The 23,487-nt window shown below is 61.4% G+C and carries 23 protein-coding genes; 8 read left to right on the forward strand and 15 right to left on the reverse strand.

Translation table 11 applies throughout. The features are described 5' to 3' along the window. Positions 1–840 (forward strand): HlyC/CorC family transporter, encoded by an 840-nt coding sequence (locus JJN09_RS22530; RefSeq protein ID WP_007909641.1) that lies wholly within the window; start codon positions 1–3, stop codon positions 838–840. Positions 841–854: 14 nt separating this feature from the next. Then, positions 855–2,378: an apolipoprotein N-acyltransferase gene (gene lnt, locus JJN09_RS22535; RefSeq protein ID WP_249483852.1), complete on the forward strand. Its 1,524-nt coding sequence runs from the start codon at positions 855–857 to the stop codon at positions 2,376–2,378. 35 nt (positions 2,379–2,413) lie between these two features. On the opposite strand, the gene JJN09_RS22540 is transcribed toward lnt, so the two are convergent. Together JJN09_RS22540 and JJN09_RS22545 are read right to left on the reverse strand one after the other, a co-directional pair. Then, entirely contained in the window at positions 2,414–3,193 is a 780-nt protein-coding gene (locus JJN09_RS22540; protein ID WP_249483853.1) for a YdcF family protein, read from the reverse strand. A gap of 105 nt (positions 3,194–3,298) precedes the next feature. After that, positions 3,299–3,622 (reverse strand): hypothetical protein, encoded by a 324-nt coding sequence (locus JJN09_RS22545; RefSeq protein ID WP_096820794.1) that lies wholly within the window; start codon positions 3,620–3,622, stop codon positions 3,299–3,301. A gap of 254 nt (positions 3,623–3,876) precedes the next feature. Between JJN09_RS22545 and leuS the strand changes: the two genes are divergently transcribed. The 5 genes from leuS (at position 3,877) to JJN09_RS22570 (ending at position 9,943) form a co-directional block, all read left to right on the forward strand. After that, entirely contained in the window at positions 3,877–6,483 is a 2,607-nt protein-coding gene (gene leuS / locus JJN09_RS22550) for a leucine--tRNA ligase (RefSeq protein WP_249483855.1), read from the forward strand. An 87-nt stretch (positions 6,484–6,570) separates the two neighbouring features. Further along, positions 6,571–7,176 (forward strand): LPS assembly lipoprotein LptE, encoded by a 606-nt coding sequence (gene lptE / locus JJN09_RS22555; protein ID WP_249483856.1) that lies wholly within the window; start codon positions 6,571–6,573, stop codon positions 7,174–7,176. Between the two features lie 39 nt (positions 7,177–7,215). After that, positions 7,216–8,253, forward strand: a complete 1,038-nt coding sequence (gene holA, locus JJN09_RS22560) for a DNA polymerase III subunit delta (RefSeq protein WP_249483857.1) — start codon at positions 7,216–7,218, stop codon at positions 8,251–8,253. A gap of 141 nt (positions 8,254–8,394) precedes the next feature. Next, positions 8,395–8,559 (forward strand): alternative ribosome rescue factor ArfA, encoded by a 165-nt coding sequence (gene arfA / locus JJN09_RS22565; RefSeq protein ID WP_249483858.1) that lies wholly within the window; start codon positions 8,395–8,397, stop codon positions 8,557–8,559. Between the two features lie 61 nt (positions 8,560–8,620). Beyond that, the gene (locus JJN09_RS22570) at positions 8,621–9,943 is read left to right on the forward strand and encodes a lytic murein transglycosylase (protein ID WP_249483859.1); all 1,323 of its coding nucleotides are present in this window, start codon (positions 8,621–8,623) and stop codon (positions 9,941–9,943) included. A 47-nt stretch (positions 9,944–9,990) separates the two neighbouring features. On the opposite strand, the gene JJN09_RS22575 is transcribed toward JJN09_RS22570, so the two are convergent. The 13 genes from JJN09_RS22575 to JJN09_RS22635 all read right to left on the reverse strand — a co-directional run bounded on the left by JJN09_RS22575 (position 9,991) and on the right by JJN09_RS22635 (position 22,574). Beyond that, positions 9,991–10,938, reverse strand: a complete 948-nt coding sequence (locus JJN09_RS22575) for an LD-carboxypeptidase (RefSeq protein WP_249483860.1) — start codon at positions 10,936–10,938, stop codon at positions 9,991–9,993. 175 nt (positions 10,939–11,113) lie between these two features. Next, positions 11,114–12,112 carry a lipoyl synthase gene (gene lipA / locus JJN09_RS22580; RefSeq protein ID WP_162130488.1) on the reverse strand — a complete coding sequence of 333 codons (999 nt, stop codon included), beginning with the start codon at positions 12,110–12,112 and terminating at the stop codon, positions 11,114–11,116. A 25-nt stretch (positions 12,113–12,137) separates the two neighbouring features. Beyond that, positions 12,138–12,785, reverse strand: a complete 648-nt coding sequence (gene lipB, locus JJN09_RS22585; RefSeq protein ID WP_249483861.1) for a lipoyl(octanoyl) transferase LipB — start codon at positions 12,783–12,785, stop codon at positions 12,138–12,140. Continuing rightward, positions 12,785–13,060, reverse strand: a complete 276-nt coding sequence (locus JJN09_RS22590; protein ID WP_007958664.1) for a DUF493 domain-containing protein — start codon at positions 13,058–13,060, stop codon at positions 12,785–12,787. The genes lipB and JJN09_RS22590 overlap by 1 nt, the downstream gene beginning before the upstream one ends. An 84-nt stretch (positions 13,061–13,144) precedes the next feature. Continuing rightward, positions 13,145–14,302 (reverse strand): D-alanyl-D-alanine carboxypeptidase family protein, encoded by a 1,158-nt coding sequence (locus tag JJN09_RS22595; protein ID WP_096820787.1) that lies wholly within the window; start codon positions 14,300–14,302, stop codon positions 13,145–13,147. Between the two features lie 187 nt (positions 14,303–14,489). Beyond that, positions 14,490–15,500 (reverse strand): septal ring lytic transglycosylase RlpA family protein, encoded by a 1,011-nt coding sequence (locus JJN09_RS22600; RefSeq protein WP_249483862.1) that lies wholly within the window; start codon positions 15,498–15,500, stop codon positions 14,490–14,492. Then, on the reverse strand, positions 15,500–16,510 hold the full coding sequence (mltB, locus tag JJN09_RS22605) for a lytic murein transglycosylase B (protein ID WP_249483863.1): 1,011 nt from the start codon (positions 16,508–16,510) through the stop codon (positions 15,500–15,502). The genes JJN09_RS22600 and mltB overlap by 1 nt, the downstream gene beginning before the upstream one ends. 17 nt (positions 16,511–16,527) lie before the next feature. After that, positions 16,528–17,631, reverse strand: a complete 1,104-nt coding sequence (gene rodA, locus JJN09_RS22610) for a rod shape-determining protein RodA (protein ID WP_085712360.1) — start codon at positions 17,629–17,631, stop codon at positions 16,528–16,530. Between the two features lie 31 nt (positions 17,632–17,662). Continuing rightward, positions 17,663–19,558 (reverse strand): penicillin-binding protein 2, encoded by a 1,896-nt coding sequence (gene mrdA / locus JJN09_RS22615; protein WP_249483864.1) that lies wholly within the window; start codon positions 19,556–19,558, stop codon positions 17,663–17,665. 10 nt (positions 19,559–19,568) lie between these two features. Further along, positions 19,569–20,036, reverse strand: coding sequence for a 23S rRNA (pseudouridine(1915)-N(3))-methyltransferase RlmH (rlmH, locus tag JJN09_RS22620; RefSeq protein WP_009051038.1), 468 nt, complete (start codon positions 20,034–20,036; stop codon positions 19,569–19,571). 10 nt (positions 20,037–20,046) lie between these two features. Next, positions 20,047–20,541, reverse strand: coding sequence for a ribosome silencing factor (rsfS, locus tag JJN09_RS22625; protein WP_008087903.1), 495 nt, complete (start codon positions 20,539–20,541; stop codon positions 20,047–20,049). A gap of 70 nt (positions 20,542–20,611) precedes the next feature. After that, positions 20,612–21,334, reverse strand: a complete 723-nt coding sequence (gene nadD / locus JJN09_RS22630) for a nicotinate-nucleotide adenylyltransferase (RefSeq protein WP_249483865.1) — start codon at positions 21,332–21,334, stop codon at positions 20,612–20,614. After that, positions 21,303–22,574 (reverse strand): glutamate-5-semialdehyde dehydrogenase, encoded by a 1,272-nt coding sequence (locus JJN09_RS22635; RefSeq protein ID WP_249483866.1) that lies wholly within the window; start codon positions 22,572–22,574, stop codon positions 21,303–21,305. Before JJN09_RS22635 ends, nadD begins: the two co-directional genes overlap by 32 nt. Positions 22,575–22,751: 177 nt before the next feature. Between JJN09_RS22635 and JJN09_RS22640 the strand changes: the two genes are divergently transcribed. Further along, on the forward strand, positions 22,752–23,447 hold the full coding sequence (locus JJN09_RS22640) for a DNA-3-methyladenine glycosylase (RefSeq protein ID WP_249483867.1): 696 nt from the start codon (positions 22,752–22,754) through the stop codon (positions 23,445–23,447). The last annotated feature ends 40 nt before the right edge of the window (positions 23,448–23,487 follow it).

The raw sequence follows: 23,487 nt of genomic DNA on the forward strand, positions 1-23,487 counted from the left end.
ATGAGCGAAGATCGATCGAGCAACGGGCAGAAGTCATGGCTGGGTAAACTGACCCAGGCTTTTGCCCACGAGCCGAAGAACCGCCAGGAGCTGCTTGAGCTGCTGCGCGATGCACATCAAAACAAACTGCTGGACAGCGAAGCGCTGGCCATCGTCGAAGGCGCCATCCAGGTGGCTGACCTGCAAGTACGCGACATCATGGTGCCGCGCTCGCAGATGATCAGCATCAAGGCGACCCAGACACCCCGCGAATTCCTCCCTGCCGTGGTCGACTCGGCCCACTCGCGCTACCCGGTCATCGGCGAAAGCCATGACGACGTGATGGGCGTGCTGCTGGCCAAGGATCTGCTGCCGCTGATCCTCAAGGAGAACGGCGACAGCTTCAACATCAAGGATCTGCTGCGCCCGGCCACCTTCGTGCCGGAGTCCAAGCGCCTGAACGTGTTGCTGCGTGAGTTCCGCGCCAACCACAACCACATGGCCATCGTGATCGACGAATACGGCGGAGTGGCGGGTCTGGTGACCATCGAAGACGTGCTTGAGCAAATCGTCGGCGACATCGAAGACGAACACGACGTCGAAGAAGACAGCTACATCAAGCCGCTGCCCAGCGGTGATTTCCTGATCAAGGCCCTGACGCCGATCGAGAACTTCAACGAGTTTTTCGACAGCGAATTCTCCGACGACGAGTTCGACACCGTCGGCGGGCTGGTGATGAGCGCGTTCGGGCACTTGCCAAAACGCAACGAAATCACTGAAATCGGCGCCTATCGTTTCCGCATCCTGAACGCCGACAGCCGTCGGATTCATTTGCTGCGACTGACGCCCATTGCTCGTTAAATCTAAGGACTGAAATGCGCTGGACAACCCGCCCCGGCTGGCCCGGTAACCTGCTGGCCGTGGCGGCCGGTGCAATCACCACCTTCGCGCTGGCACCGTTCGATCTCTGGCCGCTGGCCCTGCTGGCAGTCGGCCTGTTCTACGCTGGCTTGCGCGAGCTGAGTCCGCGCCAGGCCCTGGGTCGGGGCTGGTGCTTCGGTTTCGGCCTATTCGGCGCCGGCACCAGCTGGATCTACTACAGCATCCACCATTTCGGTGGCGCTTCGGTGCTGCTGGCCGGGTTCCTGATGCTGATCTTCACGGCGGCCATTGCCTGGTTCTTCGCCCTCCCCGCTTGGCTCTGGGCGCGCTGGCTGCGTCGCAATGAGGCGCCACTGGCCGATGCCCTGGCCTTCGCTGCGCTGTGGGTTGGCCAGGAAGCGTTCCGTGGCTGGTTCCTCACCGGTTTTCCGTGGTTGTATTCCGGTTACAGCCAGCTCGATGGCCCACTTGCCGGGCTCGCGCCAGTGGGCGGCATGTGGCTGGTGTCGTTCGTCCTGGCGCTGACCGCCGCACTGATCTACAACGCACCGCGCCTGCTGCAAACCGGTCGCAAAGGTTTTATCGCCGCAGGTTTACTGTTGCTGGTCGGGCCGTGGGTGGCGGGCATCGCACTGAAGGGGCATGCCTGGACCAGCCCCGCCGGTCCCGCGCTGAGTGTCGCCGCGATTCAGGGCAACGTCGCGCAAAGCATGAAATGGGACCCGGCCGAACTCAACGCACAACTGGCGCTGTACCGCGACCTGAGCTTCCGTTCGAAACCGGTGGACCTGCTGATCTGGCCTGAAACCGCCGTCCCGGTGCTCAAGGAGTCCGCCGAGGGCTACCTGAACATGATGGGCAACTTCGCCGCCGAGCGTAAATCGGCGCTGATCACCGGTGTGCCGATTCGCCAGACGGTGCGTCACGAGAAGCGCTTCTTCAACGGCATCACCGTAGTTGGCGAAGGCGACGGTACTTACCTGAAGCAAAAACTGGTGCCGTTCGGCGAGTACGTACCGCTGCAGGACATCTTGCGTGGGCTGATCGCATTTTTCGACCTGCCGATGTCCGACTTCGCCCGCGGCCCTGCCGATCAGGCCTTGTTGCAGGCCAAGGGTTATCAGATTGCACCGTTCATCTGCTACGAAGTGGTGTACCCGGAGTTTGCTGCAAGCCTGGCGGCACGCAGCGACCTGCTGCTGACCATCAGCAACGACACCTGGTTCGGCACCTCGATCGGCCCTCTGCAACATTTGCAGATGGCGCAGATGCGCGCCCTCGAAGCCGGGCGCTGGATGATTCGAGCCACCAACAACGGCGTGACCGGCCTGATCAACCCGTTCGGGCAGATTACCGAGCGCATTCCGCAGTTCGAACAAGGCGTGCTCTACGGCGAAGTGGTGCCGATGCATAACCTGACACCGTATTTGCAATGGCGCTCGTGGCCGCTGATCATCCTGTGCGTGGTGCTGTTTGGCTGGGCACTGATGACTAACCGGATGTCCAAGACCCTTTGAAAACCCGCTCACTCCCGCGCTCTGCGCGGGAGTGATCAATCGGCGGTGTCATCCCCGCGGTAGAACAGCGAATAGCCGATCTGCCCCACCGCCTCATTCATCAGCTGCCCGCTCTGCCAGATCGACTTGAATTCCGGCAGCCAGCCGCCAAACGGCCGGGCATTGTCAGTGCCGAGGAAACCGACCGGCGCCGGCACCACTTCGAACCCAGCCTGTTGATAACTCCACACCGCACGCGGCATATGCCAGGCCTGGGTCACCAGCACGATGCGTTTGACGCCTTCCGGCAACAGCATTTTGGCGCTGAATTCGGCGTTCTCCCACGTGGTGCGACTCTCTCCTTCCTGCCAACGCACCGTCACACCGAAATCATCGCGTAGAGAATCGGCCATCAGCTTGGCTTCGCTCGGTGGAGTACCGTAATGCAGGCCACCGCTGGTCAGAATCGGCAGCCCTGAGGCCTTGGCCAACCGCGCCGCATAACGCTGCCGCTCCAGTCCCACGCCAGTCGGCTGATCTTCGCCCCAGGCCAGATCGCCGCGCTCGCGGCCGGAACCCAGCACCACAATCGCATCGGCACGTTGCGCAAGGCTTGTCCATGAATCCCGGGGCAACGGCGGTTCGCGCTCCAGGGCCTTGGCGCCCCATTGCACAACCACCGGCAGGCTCATGAGCAGAAAGCCGCCAAATCCCAGGGCAAAACACAGCCCAGCCAATCGCGGCCGCGAACGTCGCACCCACCAGGCGACGAGCAACAGCAGCAAGAGAAGGCCGGGCGGCAACAGAAGTTGTTTAATGAAATAACGAAAAGGCATCGAGCATCTCCAGAGATGCCCGAAGCCTAAGTGGGTTGATACAGCGCGACAACCAGTAGGGTCGGATCCCGTTGAAAAAGATCCGCTTTTTGACCTGCCATGCGTTTACTTGGCCTGCAGAGTGCGAACCTTGACGGTGTCTCTGCCGGGCGCCTTGTCCTTGAGCCAGATGACTTTGGCCGAACGGGGTGCATCGAGTTGCTTCACTGCCTGTGACAGGTATCCGTGGGTTTCACGCTCACTGCGATCCAGATAGGCCTTGACCAGTTCGAACTCGGCGGGGCTCAAGCCACGCAATTCCAGCTCCAGGGGGCGCTCGTCGCGCAGCCGGACAGCGGTTTTTGCAGCGTCCAGGGCTGTCCCCAAACGATCGATCAACCGCTCGTACAACTCGGGTTTGGTAACGTTTTTTTGCTGTGACTCCACCATCCCTCACCTCATTGAAGATAAGACTCACTCCCCAGTTAGAGCTTAGCTTCGCTGCACAAACCGGCTGCACGCCGCGACCAACGGCCCTCGCCGCGATTTTGCCCGGTCAAACGGCTGCAATCAGGGTTTCCCTAGGCCAAGCGCGGTCATGTATGCTACGGCGCTTCCTGTAACTCCACTTCCAGCCCGTCCGGCCCGCTCCGGATGTCGCATTGAAGAGGATTAGGCCACCCCTATCCAGTACAAAAGTAGCCATGCACGAACAATATCAGCCCCGTGAAATCGAAGCCGCCGCCCAGTCGTTCTGGGACGAGCAAAAGTCCTTTGAAGTCAGTGAACAGCCAGGCAAGGAGACTTACTACTGCCTGTCGATGTTCCCTTACCCCAGCGGCAAGCTACACATGGGGCACGTGCGCAACTACACCATCGGCGACGTGATCTCCCGCTACCAGCGCATGCTCGGCAAGAACGTTCTGCAACCAATGGGTTGGGACGCCTTCGGCATGCCGGCGGAAAACGCCGCGATGAAGAACAACGTGGCCCCGGCCAAGTGGACCTACGAAAACATCGCCTACATGAAATCCCAGCTGCGCAGCCTGGGCCTGGCGGTGGACTGGTCGCGCGAAGTCACTACCTGCAAGCCTGATTACTACCGTTGGGAGCAGTGGCTGTTCACCCGCCTGTTCGAAAAAGGCGTGATCTACCGCAAGAACGGTACCGTGAACTGGGACCCGATCGACCAGACCGTTCTGGCCAACGAACAGGTGATCGACGGTCGCGGCTGGCGCTCCGGTGCGCTGATCGAAAAGCGCGAAATCCCGATGTACTACTTCAAGATCACCGCCTACGCGGATGAGCTGCTGGAAAGTCTCGACGAACTGACCGGCTGGCCGGAACAGGTCAAGACCATGCAGCGCAACTGGATCGGCAAGTCGCGCGGGATGGAAGTACAGTTCCCGTACAACGTTGACTCGATCGGCGAAAGCGGAACCCTGAAAGTCTTCACTACCCGTCCGGACACCCTGATGGGCGCAACGTATGTTGCCGTGGCTGCTGAGCACCACCTGGCGGCCCTTGCTGCCAAGAACAATCCTGAGCTGCAAGCGTTCATCGCTGAATGCAAGGGCGGCAGCGTCGCCGAAGCCGATGTCGCCACTCAAGAGAAGAAAGGCCTGCCGACCGGCCTGTTCGTCGAGCACCCGCTGACCGGCGAAAAACTGCCGGTGTGGGTCGCCAACTACGTGCTGATGCACTACGGCGATGGCGCGGTCATGGCTGTGCCGGCTCACGACGAGCGTGATTTCGAGTTCGCCCACAAGTACAACCTGCCGGTCAAATCCGTGGTTCGCACCAGTTCGGGTGAAACCAACCCGGCGCCATGGCAAGACGCCTACGGGGAGCACGGCACGCTGATCAACTCCGGCGAGTTCGACGGCCTGGACTTCGCCGGCGCGTTCGACGCCATGGAAGTCGCCCTGATCAAGAAAGAACTCGGCGCCTCGCGCACCCAGTTCCGTCTCCGTGACTGGGGCATCAGCCGTCAGCGCTACTGGGGCTGCCCGATCCCGATCATCCACTGCGATACTTGCGGTGACGTGCCGGTGCCGGAAAACCAGTTGCCTGTCGTACTGCCGGAAGACGTGGTGCCGGACGGCGCCGGTTCGCCGCTGGCGCGCATGCCCGAGTTCTACGAGTGCAGCTGCCCGAAATGTGGCCAGCCTGCCAAGCGTGAAACCGACACCATGGACACCTTCGTCGAGTCGTCCTGGTACTACGCCCGTTACGCCTCACCGCACTTCGAAGGCGGCCTGGTGGAAAAATCCGCGGCCGATCACTGGCTGCCGGTGGATCAGTACATCGGCGGTATCGAGCACGCGATTCTTCACCTGCTTTACGCGCGCTTCTTTCACAAGCTGATGCGCGACGAAGGCCTGGTGAGTTCCAACGAGCCGTTCAAGAACCTGCTGACCCAGGGCATGGTGATCGCCGAGACTTACTATCGTCGCGAAGCCAACGGTGCCTACACCTGGTTCAACCCGGCGGACGTGGACCTCGAACGCGACAGCAAAGGCAACGTGACCAGTGCCAAGCTGAAAACCGACGGCCTGCCGGTGGAAATCGGTGGCACCGAGAAGATGGCCAAGTCGAAGAACAACGGCGTTGACCCACAGTCGATGATTGACCAGTTCGGTGCAGATACCTGCCGTCTGTTCATGATGTTCGCCTCGCCACCAGATATGAGCGCTGCGTGGTCCGACTCCGGCGTCGAAGGTTCGCATCGCTTCCTCAAGCGCGTCTGGCGCCTTGCCCAAACCCATGTGAGCCAGGGCCTGCCGGGCAAGCTGGATATCGCCAGCCTGAACGACGAACAGAAAGTCGTTCGCCGTGCGACTCACCAGGCCATCAAGCAAGCAAGCCACGACGTCGGCCAGAACCACAAATTCAACACCGCCATCGCCCAGGTGATGACACTGATGAATGTGCTGGAAAAAGCCGCTCAAAGTAACGAGCAGGATCGTGCACTGGTTCAGGAAGGTCTGGAAGCCGTTACTCTGCTGCTGGCTCCGATCACTCCGCACATCAGCCACGAGCTGTGGAATCAGCTGGGTCATGCCGATCCTGTGATCGACGCCAACTGGCCGGTGGTGGATGAAAGCGCACTGGTGCAGGACAGCCTGACCCTGGTCATCCAGGTCAACGGCAAGCTGCGTGGCCAGATCGAAATGCCGGCTGCCGCCACCCGCGAAGAAGTGGAAGCCGCAGCCCGCGCCAACGAAAACGTGCTGCGTTTCGTCGACGGCCTGACTATTCGCAAAGTGATCGTAGTGCCCGGGAAACTGGTCAATATCGTCGCCAGCTAATTGGATCGGGCGCCGGGTTTGCCTGGCGCCCTGTAAAACCTTTCGGGCCGCAAGACCGGCCCACATGGTTTCAAGGGGAGCAACACAATGATCAAACGCAATCTGCTGGTGATGGGCCTCGCTGTCCTGTTGAGCGCCTGCGGTTTCCAGCTGCGCGGCACTGGCACCAATGAACTGTCGATCAAGGAGCTCGATCTGAGCGCCCGCAACGCCTACGGCGAAACCGTGACGCAACTGCGTCAGTTGCTGGAAGCCAGCGGCGTCAAGATCGTCTCTGGCGCGCCGTACAAGCTCTACCTGGCCAATGAGCAGGAATCCCAGCGCATCCTCAGCTACGCTGGCGCCGGCACCACTGGTGAGTATCAGGTGAGCACCGTGCTCAACTACGATATTCGTGGCGAAAAGAACCTGCTGCTCAAGAGCGACAAGCTTGAAGTACAGAAAGTGTTCATCCACGACGGCAACAACCTGGTGGGCTCCGACCAGGAAGCCAACGATGCTCGTCGTGAAACGCGCCGTGAACTGGTACAACGCATGATGCTGCGTCTGCAACAGCTGACGCCGGCCCAACTGGAAGCCTTGCAACAGGCCGCCAACGACCGGGCCAAGGCTGAAGCTGACGCACTGGAAGCGGCGCAGAAGGCTGAAGCGGAAACCCCGCGTCAGTCGCCGCTCGAACTGCCTAAGCAGTAAGACGATCGGGGCGCTCAGGCGCCCCGTTCGCCGTCTCTTATGAAGCTCGCTCCCGCCCAACTCGGCAAGCACCTGCAAGGCGCTCTTGCGCCGGTCTACATCATCAGCGGCGATGACCCGCTGCTGTGCCAGGAAGCTGCCGACGCCATTCGCTCCGCTGCCCGTCAGCAGGGTTTCGACGAACGCCAGGTCTTCGCCGCCGACGCCAATTTCGACTGGGGGACGTTGTTGCTGGCTGGTGCAAGCATGTCGCTGTTCGCCGAAAAGCGCCTGCTTGAACTGCGCCTGCCCTCCGGCAAGCCCGGCGACAAGGGTGCCGCCGCGTTGATCGAATACTGCTCGCGCCCCGCTGAAGACACGGTGCTGCTGATCAGTCTGCCCAAGCTGGACGGCAGCGCGCAGAAGACCAAGTGGGGCAAGGCGCTGGTCGAGGGTCAGCAGACCCAGTTCATCCAGATCTGGCCGGTGGACGCCAACCAGTTGCCGAGCTGGATCCGTCAGCGCCTGTCCCAGGCCGGATTGTCGGCCAGTCAGGACGCGGTCGAACTGATTGCTGCGCGGGTTGAAGGCAACCTGCTTGCCGCCGCCCAGGAAATCGAGAAGCTCAAGCTGATGGCCGAGGGCGGGCAGATCAGCGTCGAAACCGTACAGGCGGCCGTGGCCGACAGTGCGCGGTTCGACGTGTTCGGCCTGACCGACGCGGTGCTCAACGGCGAACCGGCTCACGCGCTACGCATGCTCGAAGGGCTGCGCGGTGAAGGGGTCGAACCGCCGGTGATTCTCTGGGCGTTGGCGCGGGAGTTGCGCCTGCTGGCCAATATCTCGTTGCAGTACAGCCAGGGCACGCCGCTGGACAAGTGCTTCAGTCAGGCGAAACCGCCGGTCTGGGACAAACGTAAACCGTTGATGAGCAAGGCCCTGCAACGCTACTCGGCGCAACGCTGGGCGCAATTGCTGCTCGAGGCCCAGCGCATCGATGCGCAGATCAAGGGTCAGGCTGCCGGTTCGCCGTGGATGAGCCTGAGCCGATTGGCGCTGTTGATGGCTGGTCAGCGTCTGTCATTGCCCGCCGAATGAAATACGGGATCGCGCTGTGCGATCCCGTTTTCTTTGTACAGACCATTTCCTACAGAACATCCCGCCTTCTATCCTATAGACAGACGCTCGACATCGGCAGATCATTTGCCGCGCAAAACCCACTCACTCGCGAGAACCCTCATGAGCAAAAAGCCATCGAAACATGGCCATAACAAGGCCAAATCCATCGTCGCCCAACCCCTGTTCCGCAGCCGCCAGGAACGACCCACCAAGGGTAAGGGCAGCTACCGCCGCGAAGCCTTCCAGTCTGACAGCTGGGAGGCTTTTTACTTTCTGGCCGCTTGAAGCGCAGCACCCCTTCCTCATGTTAAGGTCTGCACCTGATTCGTATCCTCTGGACCTGTGCATGCCCCTTAGTCTTTCCCGTCGTTGGCCCTTTCGCCAACTGATCGCTGCCACAAGCTTCATACTGCTTGTCGCCTGCGCGGAAAAACCCACCGCCGCCGACGCTCAACCGCTTCAGACCGCTCCTGTTGCCACGGCCCCTGCGATCGTCCCGCCGGTAGTGCCGACCGGGGACGACCTCGACCTGCAACCGACCCAGACCTTTGCCGAGTGGCAGGCCGGTTTCCGCAAGGACGCCTTGGCCGCCGGTATTCGCGCCGACGTCTTTGATCGTGCCTTCGCCAATGTCAGCTTCGACGCCAGCGTGATCCGCGCCGACCGCAGCCAGCCGGAGTTCGCCCGGCCGGTATGGGAATACCTGGATGGCGCCCTGTCGCCGCTACGAGTGCGTAAAGGCCAGGCGTTGATCAACCAGTACGCCGACATCCTGCAACGCATCGAACAACGCTATGGCGTCGATCGCCAGGCGCTGGTGTCGGTGTGGGGGATGGAAAGCAATTTCGGCCAGTTCCAGGGTACCAAATCGGTGATCAATTCCCTGGCGACCCTGGCCTATGAAGGTCGCCGCCCGGGCTTTGCCCATGCGCAACTGATCGCGGCGCTGCAGATTCTGCAACAGGGCGACATCACGCCGGAGAAAATGCTCGGCTCCTGGGCCGGTGCCATGGGGCAGACGCAGTTCATCCCGACCACTTACAACACCCACGCGGTGGATTTTGACGGTGACGGTCGGCGTGATATCTGGGGCAGCCCGGCCGACGCCTTGGCATCCACTGCGCATTACCTGCAAAGCTCCGGCTGGCAGCGTGGCCAGCCGTGGGGCTTCGAAGTGCAACTGCCGAGCGGTTTCAACTACACCCTGGCGGACGGTGCTATTCGCAAGAGCGTCGCCGAATGGCGGCAACTGGGTGTGATCCTGCCCAACGGCGGGCAGGCACCGGCCGGTTCCGAGCAACTCTCAGCCGCTCTGCTGCTGCCAGCCGGCTATCGTGGCCCGGCGTTCCTGATCCTCGACAACTTCCGGGCGATCCTCAAGTACAACAACTCGTCGTCCTATGCCCTGGCCGTCAGCCTGTTGTCCGAACGCTTCAACGGCGCAGGACTGATCAATGGCACCTGGCCAAAAGATGATCTGCCGCTGAGTCGCACCGAGCGTATCGAGCTCCAAAACCTGCTGACTGCGCGCAACTACGACGCAGGCACCGCCGACGGCATCATCGGCGCCAACACGCGCAAGGCGATCCGCAGTGCGCAACAATCGTTTGGCTGGCCGGCAGACGGTTACCCGACGCACAAGCTGCTGGAAAGCTTGCGTAGCCAGTAAAAAAAGACCGCCGCCTCTTCAGGCGGCGGTCTTGTTTTGGGATTCGGCTACCGAATCACCACATCCTGCTCCAGCATCAACTCCTTCTTCCCCGCATCCAGCCGAACCAGCGCCCCCATCGGCAACGTCAGGTTCGGATCACAATGCCCGCTGCGCCAACCCGATAGCACCGGAATCCGCAACGGTTCAAAGGTCTGCTTGAGCAAACGGTTCAAGGCCTCGATGTCCACGCCGGCCACATCCCCGACCAACACGCCGCGCAATCTGGCCAATTTTCCCGCCAGACGCATCTGGGTCAGCAAGCGGTCGATCCGATACAGCGGCTCGTTGACGTCCTCGATGAGCAGAATCACCCCTTCGACATCGATTTCGTAAGGCGTGCCCAGGGTCGCGGCGATCATCGCCAGATTGCCGCCCAGCAAACGCCCGTGGGCAATGCCGGGCTCTACCGTGGTCAATGGATACGCCACCGGATGACTCAACACACTGCCGGCCTTCAATTGGCCGCGCAGCATGGCGAAGAACGACGTCACCGTCGGCGGTTCCTTGTCCCCCAGCAAGTCGGCATTCAACAGTGGCCCATGAAAGGTCACGAACCCGGCGTAGCGACTGATGGCCAGATGCAGTGCGGTGATGTCGCTGTAGCCAACGAACGGCTTGGCGTTACGGCTCAACAGATCGTAGTCGATCCGGTCCAGCAACCTTGGCGTGCCGTAACCACCCCGCAGGCAAATGATCGCATCAACCTCTTCGTCAGCGAACGCGGCGTGCAGATCGTTGAGCCGCACCTCGTCGCTGCCGGCCAGATAACCATCTTTCTCGTAGACGCCGGGGAACACCCGCAATCTGTAACCCCGGGCGCGCATCCACTGAACGGCCTTTTCAGTATCCAGCGCACCAGGGCCGGCTGGCGCAATGACGCCTATCAGGCCTTCCGAGGGCAACGCCGGCACAGGTTTGTGCGGGAAAAGGGTTTGGGTCGGTCGAACAGTCATCCATGAATCTCCCTGTGTGAGGTCGTGCGGACACAGTAGTCAGGAACGGAGACAAACAGAAGAGGCTCTGTTCCCTCGCAGGTTGCAGGAAAAGTTGCTTGTTGTCGTAGGACGGGCAAAAAAATACCCGCCGGGCACTGAAGCCTCGGCGGGCATTTCCTCATTCAGCGCTGAATCAGGACCCGAGCAGCTCGGCCTTGACCAGTTTCGCCTGCTCGTCAGCGTGGTACGAAGAACGCACCAACGGGCCGGACGCAACGTTCTTGAAGCCCATCTTGTAACCTTCCTCGGCGAACCAGGCGAAGGTGTCCGGGTGCACGAAACGCTGCACCGGCAAGTGGCTGCGGGACGGTTGCAGGTACTGGCCCAGGGTCAGCATGTCGATATCGTGCTCGCGCATGCGCTTCATGACTTCAATGACTTCGTCGTCGGTCTCGCCCAGACCCAGCATCAGGCCGGACTTGGTCGGAATGTGCGGCATCATCTGTTTGAAGCGTTGCAGCAAGGTCAGCGACCACTGGTAATCCGAACCCGGACGCGCAGCCTTGTACAGGCGCGGCACGGTTTCCAGGTTGTGGTTGAACACATCCGGCGGCTCGGCCGCGGTGATTTCCAGAGCGATGTCCATGCGGCCACGGTAGTCCGGGACCAGGGTCTCGAGCTGCACGTTCGGCGACAGTTTGCGGATTTCGCGGATGCAGTCGGCAAAGTGCTGGGCACCGCCGTCACGCAGATCGTCGCGGTCAACCGAGGTGATCACCACGTACTTGAGTTTCAAGTCGGCGATGGCGATGGCCAGGCTTTCCGGCTCGTTGACGTCCAGTGGCTTCGGACGGCCATGACCCACGTCGCAGAACGGGCAGCGACGGGTGCAGATGTCACCCATGATCATGAAGGTCGCGGTGCCGCCGGAGAAGCACTCGCCCAGGTTCGGGCAGGACGCCTCTTCACACACGCTGTGCAGCTTGTGCTTGCGCAGCAGGCTCTTGATGCGGTCGACTTCCGGCGAAACCGGGATGCGCACGCGGATCCAGTCGGGTTTCTTCGGCAGTTCGGTGGTCGGAATGATCTTCACCGGGATGCGTGCAACCTTCTCGGCGCCGCGCAGCTTGACGCCCGCTTCAACCTTGGGACGCGGGGCCGGGCGCTCGGTCACGTCGAGCGTCGGGATCATGGTTTGCACTGCATCAGTAGTCATATCAGTCGATTCCGCCCGTCAGGGTCGTCTGCTCAGCATAGTCGAGGTGTTTGACGAGCTGCGCGCGCAGCCGGGCACTTACCTCGGCAAATTCAATCGATCCTGCATGGTCGCTCAGCTGGGTCATTGCCAGCCCGGCGTAGCCGCAGGGATTAATCCGTCGAAACGGTTCCAGGTCCATGTCCACATTCAGGGCCAGGCCATGAAAGGAACAACCGTGGCGAATCCGCAAACCCAGAGAAGCGATCTTGGCTCCGTCGACGTAGACGCCGGGAGCGTCTGGCTTGGCTGCTGCGGTTACACCGTAGCTGGCCAGCAGTTCGATCAGGCACCGCTCCATGCGCGTGACCAGGTCTCGTACACCGAAACCCAGTTTGCGCACATCCAGCAGCAGGTACGCCACCAGTTGGCCGGGGCCATGGTAGGTCACCTGCCCGCCGCGGTCGACCTGCACCACCGGGATATCCCCCGGCAGCAGCAGGTGTTCGGCCTTGCCGGCCTGGCCCTGAGTGAACACCGGCGGGTGTTCGACGAGCCAGATTTCATCGGCGGCCTCACTGCCGCGTTCGTTGGTAAAGCGTTGCATGGCATGCCAGACCGGCTCGTAAGCCATCTGGCCAAGCTCGCGAAAGCCCAGCGTGCCGGACATCACAACACCATGTGCACGAAACCGGTCGCCCGCAGTTCGCTGTTGATGTTGTACAGCTGATCCTGGTCGGTCGCGACAATGTGCAACTGAATGGTGGTGTACTTGCCGTTGCTGCTTTGACGTTCGTCCACACGCTCATCGTTGATCTTGGCGTGCTTCTTGACGATGTCGATGATCTTGTCTTTGTTGCCGACGCCCGTATCGCTGATCACCTTAACCGGATAATCAACCTGCGGAAATTCGATCTTTGGAGCCTTTACTTCGGTATCGGTCATGGCGTAACGGCCTCGTAAGCGTAAGCCCGGTAACGAACAAGGCCCCGCTCCGGACTGGAACGGGGCCATGCTGGTCAACTCGAATCAGTTGAACAAGCCGTAGAAGAATAGACGGATGCTATCCCACATGCGGCGGAAGATACCACCCTCCTCGACAGCGTCCAGGGCGATCAGGTCGGCGCTGTGCACCACCTTGTCGTCCAGTTTCACTTCGACTTTACCGATCACGTCGCCCTTGGCGATTGGCGCGGTCAGTTGCGGGTTCATGGTCATGCTGGCAGCGAGCTTTTTCAGCTGGCCTTTCGGCAGGGTCATGGTCAGGTCTTCAGCCAGGCCGGCCTTGACTTGATTGGTGGTGCCTTTCCACACCGGGGCCTGAGCCAGTTCGGTGCCTTTCTGATAGAAGGTCTGGGTTTCGAAGAAGCGGAAACCGTAGGTCAGCAGCTTCTGGGTTTCAGCGGCGCGAGCCACTTCGCTATTGGTGCCGAACACCACGGCGATCAGGCGCATGCCGTCACGTACAGCCGAGGACACCATGCAGTAGCCGGCTTCGTCGGTGTGACCGGTCTTCAGACCGTCAACGGTCTTGTCGCGCCACAGCAGCAGGTTGCGGTTAGGTTGCTTGATGCCGTTCCAGAAGAACTCTTTTTGCGAGTAGATCGCGTAGTGAGCCGGGTCTTCGTGGATGATCGCGCGAGCCAGGATCGCCATGTCGTGAGCCGACGAGTAGTGCTCAGGGTTCGGCAGACCGGTCGGGTTCATGAAGTGGGTATTGGTCATGCCCAGATCGGCGACGGTTTTGTTCATCAGGTCGGCGAAGGCGTCTTCGCTGCCGGCGATGTGCTCGGAAACCGCGACGCTGGCGTCGTTGCCGGACTGGATGATGATGCCGTGCAGCAGGTCGCTGACGGTCACTTGCGAGCCGACTTTGATGAACATCCGCGAACCGCCGGTGCGCCAGGCGTTTTCGCTGATGGTCACTGGATCGTTTTCACCGATCTGGCCGCGACGGATTTCCAGCGTAGCGATGTACGCGGTCATCAGTTTGGTCAGGCTGGCCGGTGGCAGACGCTGGTCACCGTTGTTCTCCACCAGCACGTTGCCGCTGCTGGCGTCCATGAGCACGTAGGCTTTTGCGGCCAGTTGAGGTGGCGACGGCATCATCTCGGCCGCGAAGGCGGCTGGCGAGAGGAGCAGCGGGACTAGCAGACACAGGCGTTTGGCAAAGGTGGTGATGTTCATCCGTCTCTCGAAATCGCTAATGGAAACTGCCCGAAGGCAAAATTAATCAGATGACTTTCTAACGAGTCATCGCGTGTTCAGTTGCTCACTCCAGTCACCCTCTGCCGGGCTTTTGTTCTTCGACGAGCCAACAACCTGGCTCACCCCCCAATCGCTGGTGAACCGTCAATCAAGTGCTACGTATTACTTACTCGGTGACCACGCTAGGCGAACCAAGATTGGCCGAGCGCACGCTGTTCTGTACCTGGGCAATTTCACCCGGCGAACCGATCGGTCCCAGGCGTACCCGGTGCAGGGTCTGCTGATTGCGCACGATCGAGCTGATGAACACCGGAGCGCTCACCATCCCGCTGAGCTTCGACCTCAGGAGTTCTGCAGCGTCCGGGTTGGCGAACGCGCCCACCTGCAGATACTGGCCAGACGCTGGTGCAGAAGCGTTTTTTTTTGCGCTGATCTGTACGGGTACAGTGTCAGAGGCATGTTGCTGCGGCGGTGGAGTCCACTGCTCGATGGTGCCGGCCGAAGCCGTGATCACCGGGGTGGTATTCTGCGCGACTTGCGGCTCGTTGAGCATCAAAGGCGCCGGACGGCCCTTGGCGGCCCACCATTGTTGCGGATCGATGCCCTCGACCTTGACCCGCGCGGTGCCGATTTCGGCATAACCGAGCTTTTTGGCGGCGGCGTAGGACAGGTCGATGATCCGGTCCGAGTAGAACGGCCCACGGTCGTTGACCCGCAGGATCACGCTCTTGTTGTTGTCCAGGTTGGTCACCCGAACGTAACTTGGCAGCGGTAATGTCTTGTGGGCGGCACTCATGCCGTACAGGTCATAGACCTCGCCATTGGCGGTGTTCTGACCGTGGAACTTCGTGCCATACCAGGACGCAGTGCCCGAGGCCACGTAGGTCTTGGATTCCTGCAACGGGAAGTAGGTCTTGCCCAGCACGGTGTAAGGGTTGGCCTTGTACGGGCCGGTGTGCAGGGTCGGCGTGGCGTCCGGGATGCGCGACACATCGACGTCCCACCACGGCGCGCCGTCCTTGTGGGCCCGGTTGATATCCAGGCCCGGCTGCGCGCGAACAGCAGTGGACGAAGTCTTCTGGCTCGGCGAACGGCTGGTCGAGCAACTGGCGACCAGCACTGCCAACGCAGCGAATGCCACCAGCTTCAGGGGTTTGTTGATAGGCAATGCCTGCATTACTTGACGCCCCGTGCTTTTACCAGCTCTTCAGACAGTTGATGTACAGCCATGGCGTACATCACGCTGCGGTTATAACGCGTGATCGCGTAGAAATTCTTCAGGCCCATCCAGTATTCCGGGCCATTGTCGCCTTCCAGGCGAAATGCAGTAACCGGCATATCATCGCGCAGCGCATCATGACTTGACCAGCCCAGCGCTCGCAACTCCCCGACGGTTTTCGTCGGTTCGATGCCAGTGGTCAGGCCTTCATCCACCTGCTCGCCGCGCACATCGGCACGACTGACCACCGGCTCGCCGGCTACCCAGCCGTGACGCTTGAAGTAGCTGGCGACGCTGCCGATCGCATCATCCGGGTTGTTCCAGATATTGATGTGCCCGTCGCCGTCGAAATCCACCGCGTAGGCGCGAAAGCTGCTCGGCATGAACTGCGGCAGACCCATCGCCCCGGCGTAGGACCCCTTGAGGGTCAGCGGGTCGACCTGTTCTTCGCGAGCCAGCAGCAGGAACTCACGCAGTTCCTTGCGGAAAAATTCGGCACGGGGAGGATAGTCGAATCCCAACGTGGACAAGGCATCGATCACCCGGTAATTACCGGTATTACGTCCGAAAAAGGTCTCAACGCCGATGATCGACACGATGACCTGGGCCGGAACGCCGTATTCCTGCTCGGCGCGGGCCAGCACGGCCTCGTGCTGGCGCCAGAAGTCCACGCCACGGGCGATGCGCGCGTCGGTGAGGAACATCGGCCGGTATTCTTTCCACTGTTTGACCCGTTCGGCGGGTTTGGAAATCGCGTCGAGAATCGCCTGCTTGCGCTGCGCCTCGCGGAACACCGCCATCAGTTGTTCGCCGGCAAAACCGTAGTCGCGGGTCATTTCACCGACGAATTCGGCCACCTGGGGCGAGCCTTCGTAATCGCCGGCCATCGCTTCCTGCGCGCTGCCAAGGATGCCTACCAGGCCGAGCCACGGTGCGTGTCGTGTCGCCCAGTCACGCATTACTTGCATTGAACTCTTCACCTTATTCAAACCTGTGCGATCCACTTGCGATGCGTATGGATCGACATCAAAACCCCAAACGCTGACAGCAGTGTCACCAGCGAAGTTCCGCCGTAGCTAATGAACGGCAACGGCACCCCCACCACCGGCAACAGGCCACTGACCATACCGATGTTGACGAAAACATAAACAAAAAACGTCATGGTCAAGGCGCCGGCGAGCAATTTGCCGAACAGCGTCTGGGCCTGGGCGGTAATCACGAGGCCGCGACCGATCAGCAGCAGATAGATCAGCAACAGCGCGCAGATACCCACCAACCCGAACTCTTCGCCCAGCACCGCGATGATGAAGTCGGTGTGGCTTTCCGGCAGGAAGTCCAGGTGCGACTGGGTGCCGAGCAGCCAGCCCTTGCCGAACACACCGCCGGAACCGATGGCGGCTTTCGACTGAATGATGTTCCAGCCGGTGCCCAGCGGATCGCTTTCCGGGTCGAGGAAGGTCAGGATCCGTTGCTTCTGGTAGTCGTGCATGATGAAGAACCACATGGCGATCGCCACGGGAACGGCGGCCGCCAGCACGCTGAGGATCCAGCGCCAGCGCAGCCCGCCCATGAACAGCACGAACGCGCCACCGGCCAGAATCAGCAGCGAGGTGCCAAGATCCGGCTGACGCACGATCAAGATAAACGGCACGCCGATCAGCATCAGACTGATCCCGACGTGCTTGAGCTGTGGCGGCAGCGTGCGTTTGGACAGATACCAGGCGATGGTCGCCGGCATCAGGATCTTCATGAATTCCGACGGCTGGAAGCGGATCACCCCGGGAATGTTGATCCAGCGGGTCGCCCCCATGGCGTTGTGGCCCATGATGTCCACCACCATCAGCAACACCACCCCGACCACATAGCCGAGCGGCACCCAACGGGCCATGAACCGTGGTTCGAACTGGGCGATGACGATCATCGACACCAGGCCGATGCCGAACGACGTCGCTTGTTTGGCCAGCAGGTCCCAGCTCTTGCCGCTGGCCGAATACAGTACGAACAGGCTGCCGGCAGCCAGGATCAACAGCAAAACCAGCAAGGGACCATCGATATGCAAGCGTTGCAACAGCGTCGCCCGGCGACGCATCACATCCTCGCTGGAGAGCATGCGATCGAAATTATTCTTCACGGGCCGTAGCCTCCGCACTGATAGGGCTGGCGTATTCGGCCTTCAATCGTCCGTCCTGATCCAGCAACCAGGCGTCCATCACCTGACGCACCACTGGCGCCGCGACGCCGGAACCGGACTCACCGTTCTCGACCATCACCGACACCACGATCTTCGGGCTGTCGGCCGGTGCGAAACCCACGAACAAGGCGTGGTCGCGGTGGCGTTCCTGCACTTTGGAGCGGTCGTATTTCTCGCCTTGCTTGATCGCGACCACCTGGGCCGTACCCGACTTGCCGGCGATCCGATATTGCGCGCCGATAGCCGCTTTGCGCGCGGTCCCCCGGGCGCCGTGCATCACCTGTTGCATGCCGTGGTTGACCTTGGTCCAGTCCGACGGATCGCGCAGAACGATGTCCGGCATCGGGTTTTCGTCCTTGGGCCTCTCGCCTTCGACGGTCTTGGCCAGGTGCGGGCGGTTCCACACACCCTTGTTGGCCACCAGCGCGGTGGCCTGGGCCAGTTGCAACGGGGTCGATTGCATGTAGCCCTGGCCGATCCCGAGAATCAGGGTCTCGCCCGGGAACCAGGCCTGACGACGGGTCGCACGCTTCCACTCTCGGGATGGCATAAGGCCTGGGGACTCTTCGAACATGTCCAGCGAGACCTTCTGGCCGATGCCGAACTTGTTCATGTACGCCGACAACCGATCGATGCCGAGCTTGTGCGCCAGATCATAGAAGTAGGTGTCGTTGGACCGCATGATCGCCGTATCGAGATCGACGAAGCCGTCCCCGGTACGGTTCCAGTTGCGGTATTTGTGATCGTAGTTGGGCAGCATGTAATAACCGGGGTCGAACACGCGGCTCGACGCCGTCACCACGCCCGCATCCAGACCGGCAATCGCTACCGCCGGTTTGATCGTCGAACCCGGCGGGTACAGACCGCGCAACACGCGGTTGAACAGCGGCCGGTCGATGGAATCGCGCAGCTCGGCGTAGGCCTTGAAGCTGATGCCGGTGACGAACAGGTTCGGGTCGAAGCTCGGCTGGCTGACCATCGCCAGTACTTCGCCGGTGCGAGGGTCCAGCGCCACCACCGCGCCGCGTCGCCCGCCCAGCGCGGCTTCGGCGGCTTCCTGCAATTTGATGTCGAGGCTCAGGACGATGTCTTTGCCCGGCACCGGATCGGTACGCTTGAGCACGCGCAGTACGCGGCCCCGGGCATTGGTCTCGACCTCTTCGTAACCCACCTGGCCGTGCAGCTCGGCTTCGTAGAAACGCTCGATGCCGGTTTTGCCAATGTGGTGGGTGCCGCTGTAATTGACCGGGTCGAGGGTCTTCAGCTCTTTCTCGTTGATCCGCCCCATGTAACCCACCGAGTGCGCAAAATGCGCGCCCTGCGGGTAGTGACGCACCAGTTGCGCGACCACTTCCACGCCCGGCAGGCGGAACTGGTTCACCGCGACGCGGGCAATCTGCTCTTCGGTCAGCTCGAACAGGATCGGCACCGGCTCGAACGGCCGGCGCCCCTGACGCATGCGCTTCTCGAAAATCACCCGGTCTTCCGGCGTCAGCTCCAGCACCTCGACGATCACATCGAGCACCTGCTGCCAGTCGCCGGAGCGCTCGCGGGTCATGCTCAGGCTGAAGCTCGGGCGGTTGTCCGCCACCACCACGCCGTTACGGTCGAAGATCAGCCCACGGGTCGGCGGAATCGGCTGGACATGCACCCGATTGTTTTCCGACAGGGTCGAGTGATACTCGTACTGGATGACCTGCAGGAAATACAGCCGGGCAATCAGCACGCAGATCAGCAATACCACCGCAATGGCCCCGAACACGACGCGGCTACGCACCAGACGGGCGTCTTTTTCGTGGTCCTTGATGCGGATCGGCTGGGACATGAGGGCAGGATTACTTGTGGTAAGGGTGGCCGGACAACACGGTCCAGGCACGATACAACTGCTCGCCGATGAGGATGCGCACCAACGGGTGCGGCAGCGTCAACGGCGACAACGACCAGCGCTGATCCGCGCGGGCACAGACTTCCGGCGCCAGCCCTTCCGGGCCGCCGACCATGAAATTGACCGTGCGCGAATCCAGCCGCCAACGGTCGAGTTCGACCGCCAGTTGCTCGGTGCTCCAGGGCTTGCCGTGCACTTCGAGGGTGACGATCCGCTCGTTCTGCCCGACCTTGGCCAGCATGGCTTCGCCCTCCTGACGGATGAAGCGGGCCACGTCGGCATTCTTGCCACGGGTATTGAGCGGTATTTCCACCAGTTCCAGCGCCAGTTCGGACGGAAGACGCTTGGCATATTCATGCCAGCCTTCTTCCACCCACTTGGGCATGCGTGAACCGACGGCGATCAGTCGCAGTCGCACAGCGCGTCCCTTACAGCTGGTCTTTGTTGAGCTTGGTGAAGTGCTCGTGGGTGTTTTCCGGGCTGTGGTGCTTGGCGTCTGCCGCACGGCTTTGTTCGGCACCGGCCCACAGGCGCTCCAGGTCGTAGAACTGACGCGCCGAGGCAGTCATCATGTGCACGATCACCAGGTCCAGGTCCAGCAGCACCCAGTCGCTGTCGCCCTTGCCTTCTTCGCCCAGTGGCTTGGCGCCCTGCTTTTTCACTTCTTCGCGAACCTTGTCCAGCATCGCGTTGATCTGGCGGTTGGAAGTACCGGTGGCGATGATCATGTAGTCGGTGATGCTTTGCTTGTCGCGCACATCGATGATCTGGATGTCCTGGGCCTTGACGTCTTCAAGGGCGGCCACGGCAATCTTGACCAGCTCGTCACCTTTCAGCGGCTCGTTGGTGTTGACCGGCTCTGGCAGCGGAGCGCTCTTGAACGTGCCTTTGCGCTTTACTTTGGTTTGGTCTTTGTCAGTCATATAAAACTCGTTTTGCTCATGTATTCGGCGTCTCGTCCCACGATGATCGTGTTACTTGAGCACGCCTTGTTCAGTTCGACGCACGATACAGACCGTGCGCATCGATGTAGGCCAGGACCGCGTCGGGCACCAGGAAACGTACCGACTTACCGCTGGCCAGCAGTTGACGGATCTGGGTGGCGGAGACCGCGAGCGGTGTCTGCCAGACGAATGCAATCTGTCCGCTCGGCCCTTTCAGGGCCAGCGGGTCGCTCACCGAACGCGCTGCCAGCAGGTTGCGCAAGGCATCCGGCGGTTCGCTGTCGGCGTCCGGGCGCTGTAGCACCAGGATGTGGCAATGCTGGAGCAACTCCTCCCAGCGGTGCCAAGTGGGCAGGCCGCAAAATGCGTCCCAGCCCAAAAGCAGAAAAACCTGGGTCTCGGCGGCCATTTCGGCGCGCAGCGACTCCAGGGTATCGATGGTCCAGGACGGTTTGTCCCGCTGCAATTCGCGGGCGTCCACCACCAGCGGCGGCACACCGGCCACCGCACATTCAACCATTGCCAGCCGATCCTGCGCCGACACCTGCGGGGTATCGCGATGCGGCGGCCGGGCGCTGGGCATCATGCGCAGCTCATCGAGGGCCAGCGCTTCGGCGACTTCCAGCGCGCCACGCAAATGGCCGACATGCACCGGGTCGAACGTCCCGCCCAGGACGCCAATGCGCTGGGGGCAAGGCTTTCTGCCGGATTTCGGCGCTTTCAGGTCGAGGTCGGACAAGTCAGACCGTCGCCTGGCCGCGCAACTGGCCATCACCGACCACGATGTACTTCTCGCAGGTCAGTCCTTCAAGGCCCACCGGGCCACGGGCGTGCAGCTTATCAGTAGAAATGCCGATCTCGGCACCCAATCCGTATTCGAATCCATCGGCGAAGCAGGTCGGGGTGTTGATCATCACCGACGCCGAGTCGACCTGAGCCACGAACTGGCGGGTGTCGGCGAGGTTTTCGCTGACGATCGAATCGGTGTGATGGGAGCCGTAGTGGTTGATATGTTCGATGGCCTGGTCCAGTCCGTCGACCACGCGGATCGACAGAATCGGCGCCAGATACTCGGTGCTCCAGTCTTCTTCGCTGGCCGGCACGGCCTCGATGATCGCCCGGGTGCGCTCGCAACCACGCAGCTCGACACCTTTTTCGCGGAACTGGGCAGCCATCGACGGCAGGAAATCCTTCGCAACATTTTGATCGACCAGCAGGGTCTCCATCGCACCGCAGATGCCATAGCGATAGGTCTTGGCATTGAAGGCGATGCGCTGGGCTTTCGGCAGGTCGGCGTGTTCGCTGACATAGACGTGGCAGATGCCGTCCAGGTGCTTGATCACCGGCACCCGCGCGTCACGGCTGATGCGCTCGATCAGGCCACGGCCACCACGCGGCACGATCACGTCGACATACTCGGGCATGGTGATCAGGGCGCCAACGGCGGCACGGTCGGTGGTTTCCACCACTTGCACCACGGCGGCCGGCAGCTCGGCTTCGGCCAGACCACGCTGGATGCAGGCGGCAATCGCACGATTGGAATGAATCGCCTCGGAACCGCCACGCAGGATGGTCGCGTTACCGGACTTCAGGCACAGGCTCGCGGCATCGATGGTCACGTTCGGACGGGACTCGTAGATGATCCCGATCACGCCCAGCGGCACGCGCATCTTGCCGACCTGAATGCCCGACGGACGGAAGCTCATGTCGCGGATCGCACCGACCGGGTCCGGCAAGGCCGCCACCTGACGCAGACCGACGATCATCCCGTCGATACGCGCCGGGGTCAGTTCCAGACGTTCCAGCAGCGCAGGTTCCAGACCGTTGGCGCGACCGGCGGCCAGATCCTGTTCATTGGCTGCCGCAAGCTCCGCGCGGGCGGCGTCCAGAGCATTGGCGGCAGCCAGCAGGGCGCGGTTTTTCTGCGCGGTGCTGGCACGGCCGATGACCCGGGAAGCTTCGCGGGCGGCGCGACCCAATCGGGTCATGTAGTCAAGAACGGACTCAGTCATGGTCTGCTGGGGTCTTGGCAAAGAGGAAAGCGGCAGATTATAGCTGTCGCGTCCCGGGACTAACAGCGGTGACGGGCGGATGGTCGAAATGGACGGCGATTTGCCGATGTTCAGCCGTAATTAAGGCTCGGATTGTTATCATCACGACCTCTTTCGCTTGGATAAACACCGTTTGCCATGTCCAATCTGACCGTTCGTGCCCACGCCGAGCGCCTGCCGATGGGCCTTCCGGACGCTTTTTTCGACCGTGACGCCCAGACGCTTGCCCGGGATCTGCTTGGCAAAGTCATCCGACACCGGGTCGGCGATCTGTGGCTGAGCGCCCGGATCATTGAAACCGAAGCGTATTACTGCGAAGAAAAAGGCAGCCACGCCTCCCTCGGCTATACGGAAAAGCGTAAGGCTTTGTTTCTGGAAGGCGGCCACATCTATATGTACTACGCCCGTGGCGGCGATTCACTGAACTTCAGCGCCCAAGGCCCTGGCAATGCGGTGCTGATCAAATCGGCCTATCCATGGGTCGATGAAATCAGCGGCCCGGCCAGTCTGGCGCAGATGCTGCTGAACAACCCCGACGCTCAGGGTCGCCCGCGACCATCGCAAAAGCTCTGCGCCGGGCAGACCCTGCTGTGCAAGGCCATGGGGCTGAAAGTGCCGGTGTGGGATGCCAAGCGTTTCGACCACGAGATACTGCTGGTGGAAGACACCGGCCCCGCACCGAGCCACATCATCCAGACCACCCGCCTGGGCATCCCCCATGGGCGTGACGAGCATTTGATGTATCGCTTCGTCGATGCGGCTTACGCCCAGTGGTGCACCCGGAACCCGCTGCGCCGGGGCCAGGTCGAAGGACGCGATTACTTTCTACTGTGAATTACCCCTCTGCGGTCCGCCGACCAGGGACATCAATGAA

Source organism: Pseudomonas sp. HS6 (assembly GCF_023375815.1).
GTDB lineage: Bacteria > Pseudomonadota > Gammaproteobacteria > Pseudomonadales > Pseudomonadaceae > Aquipseudomonas.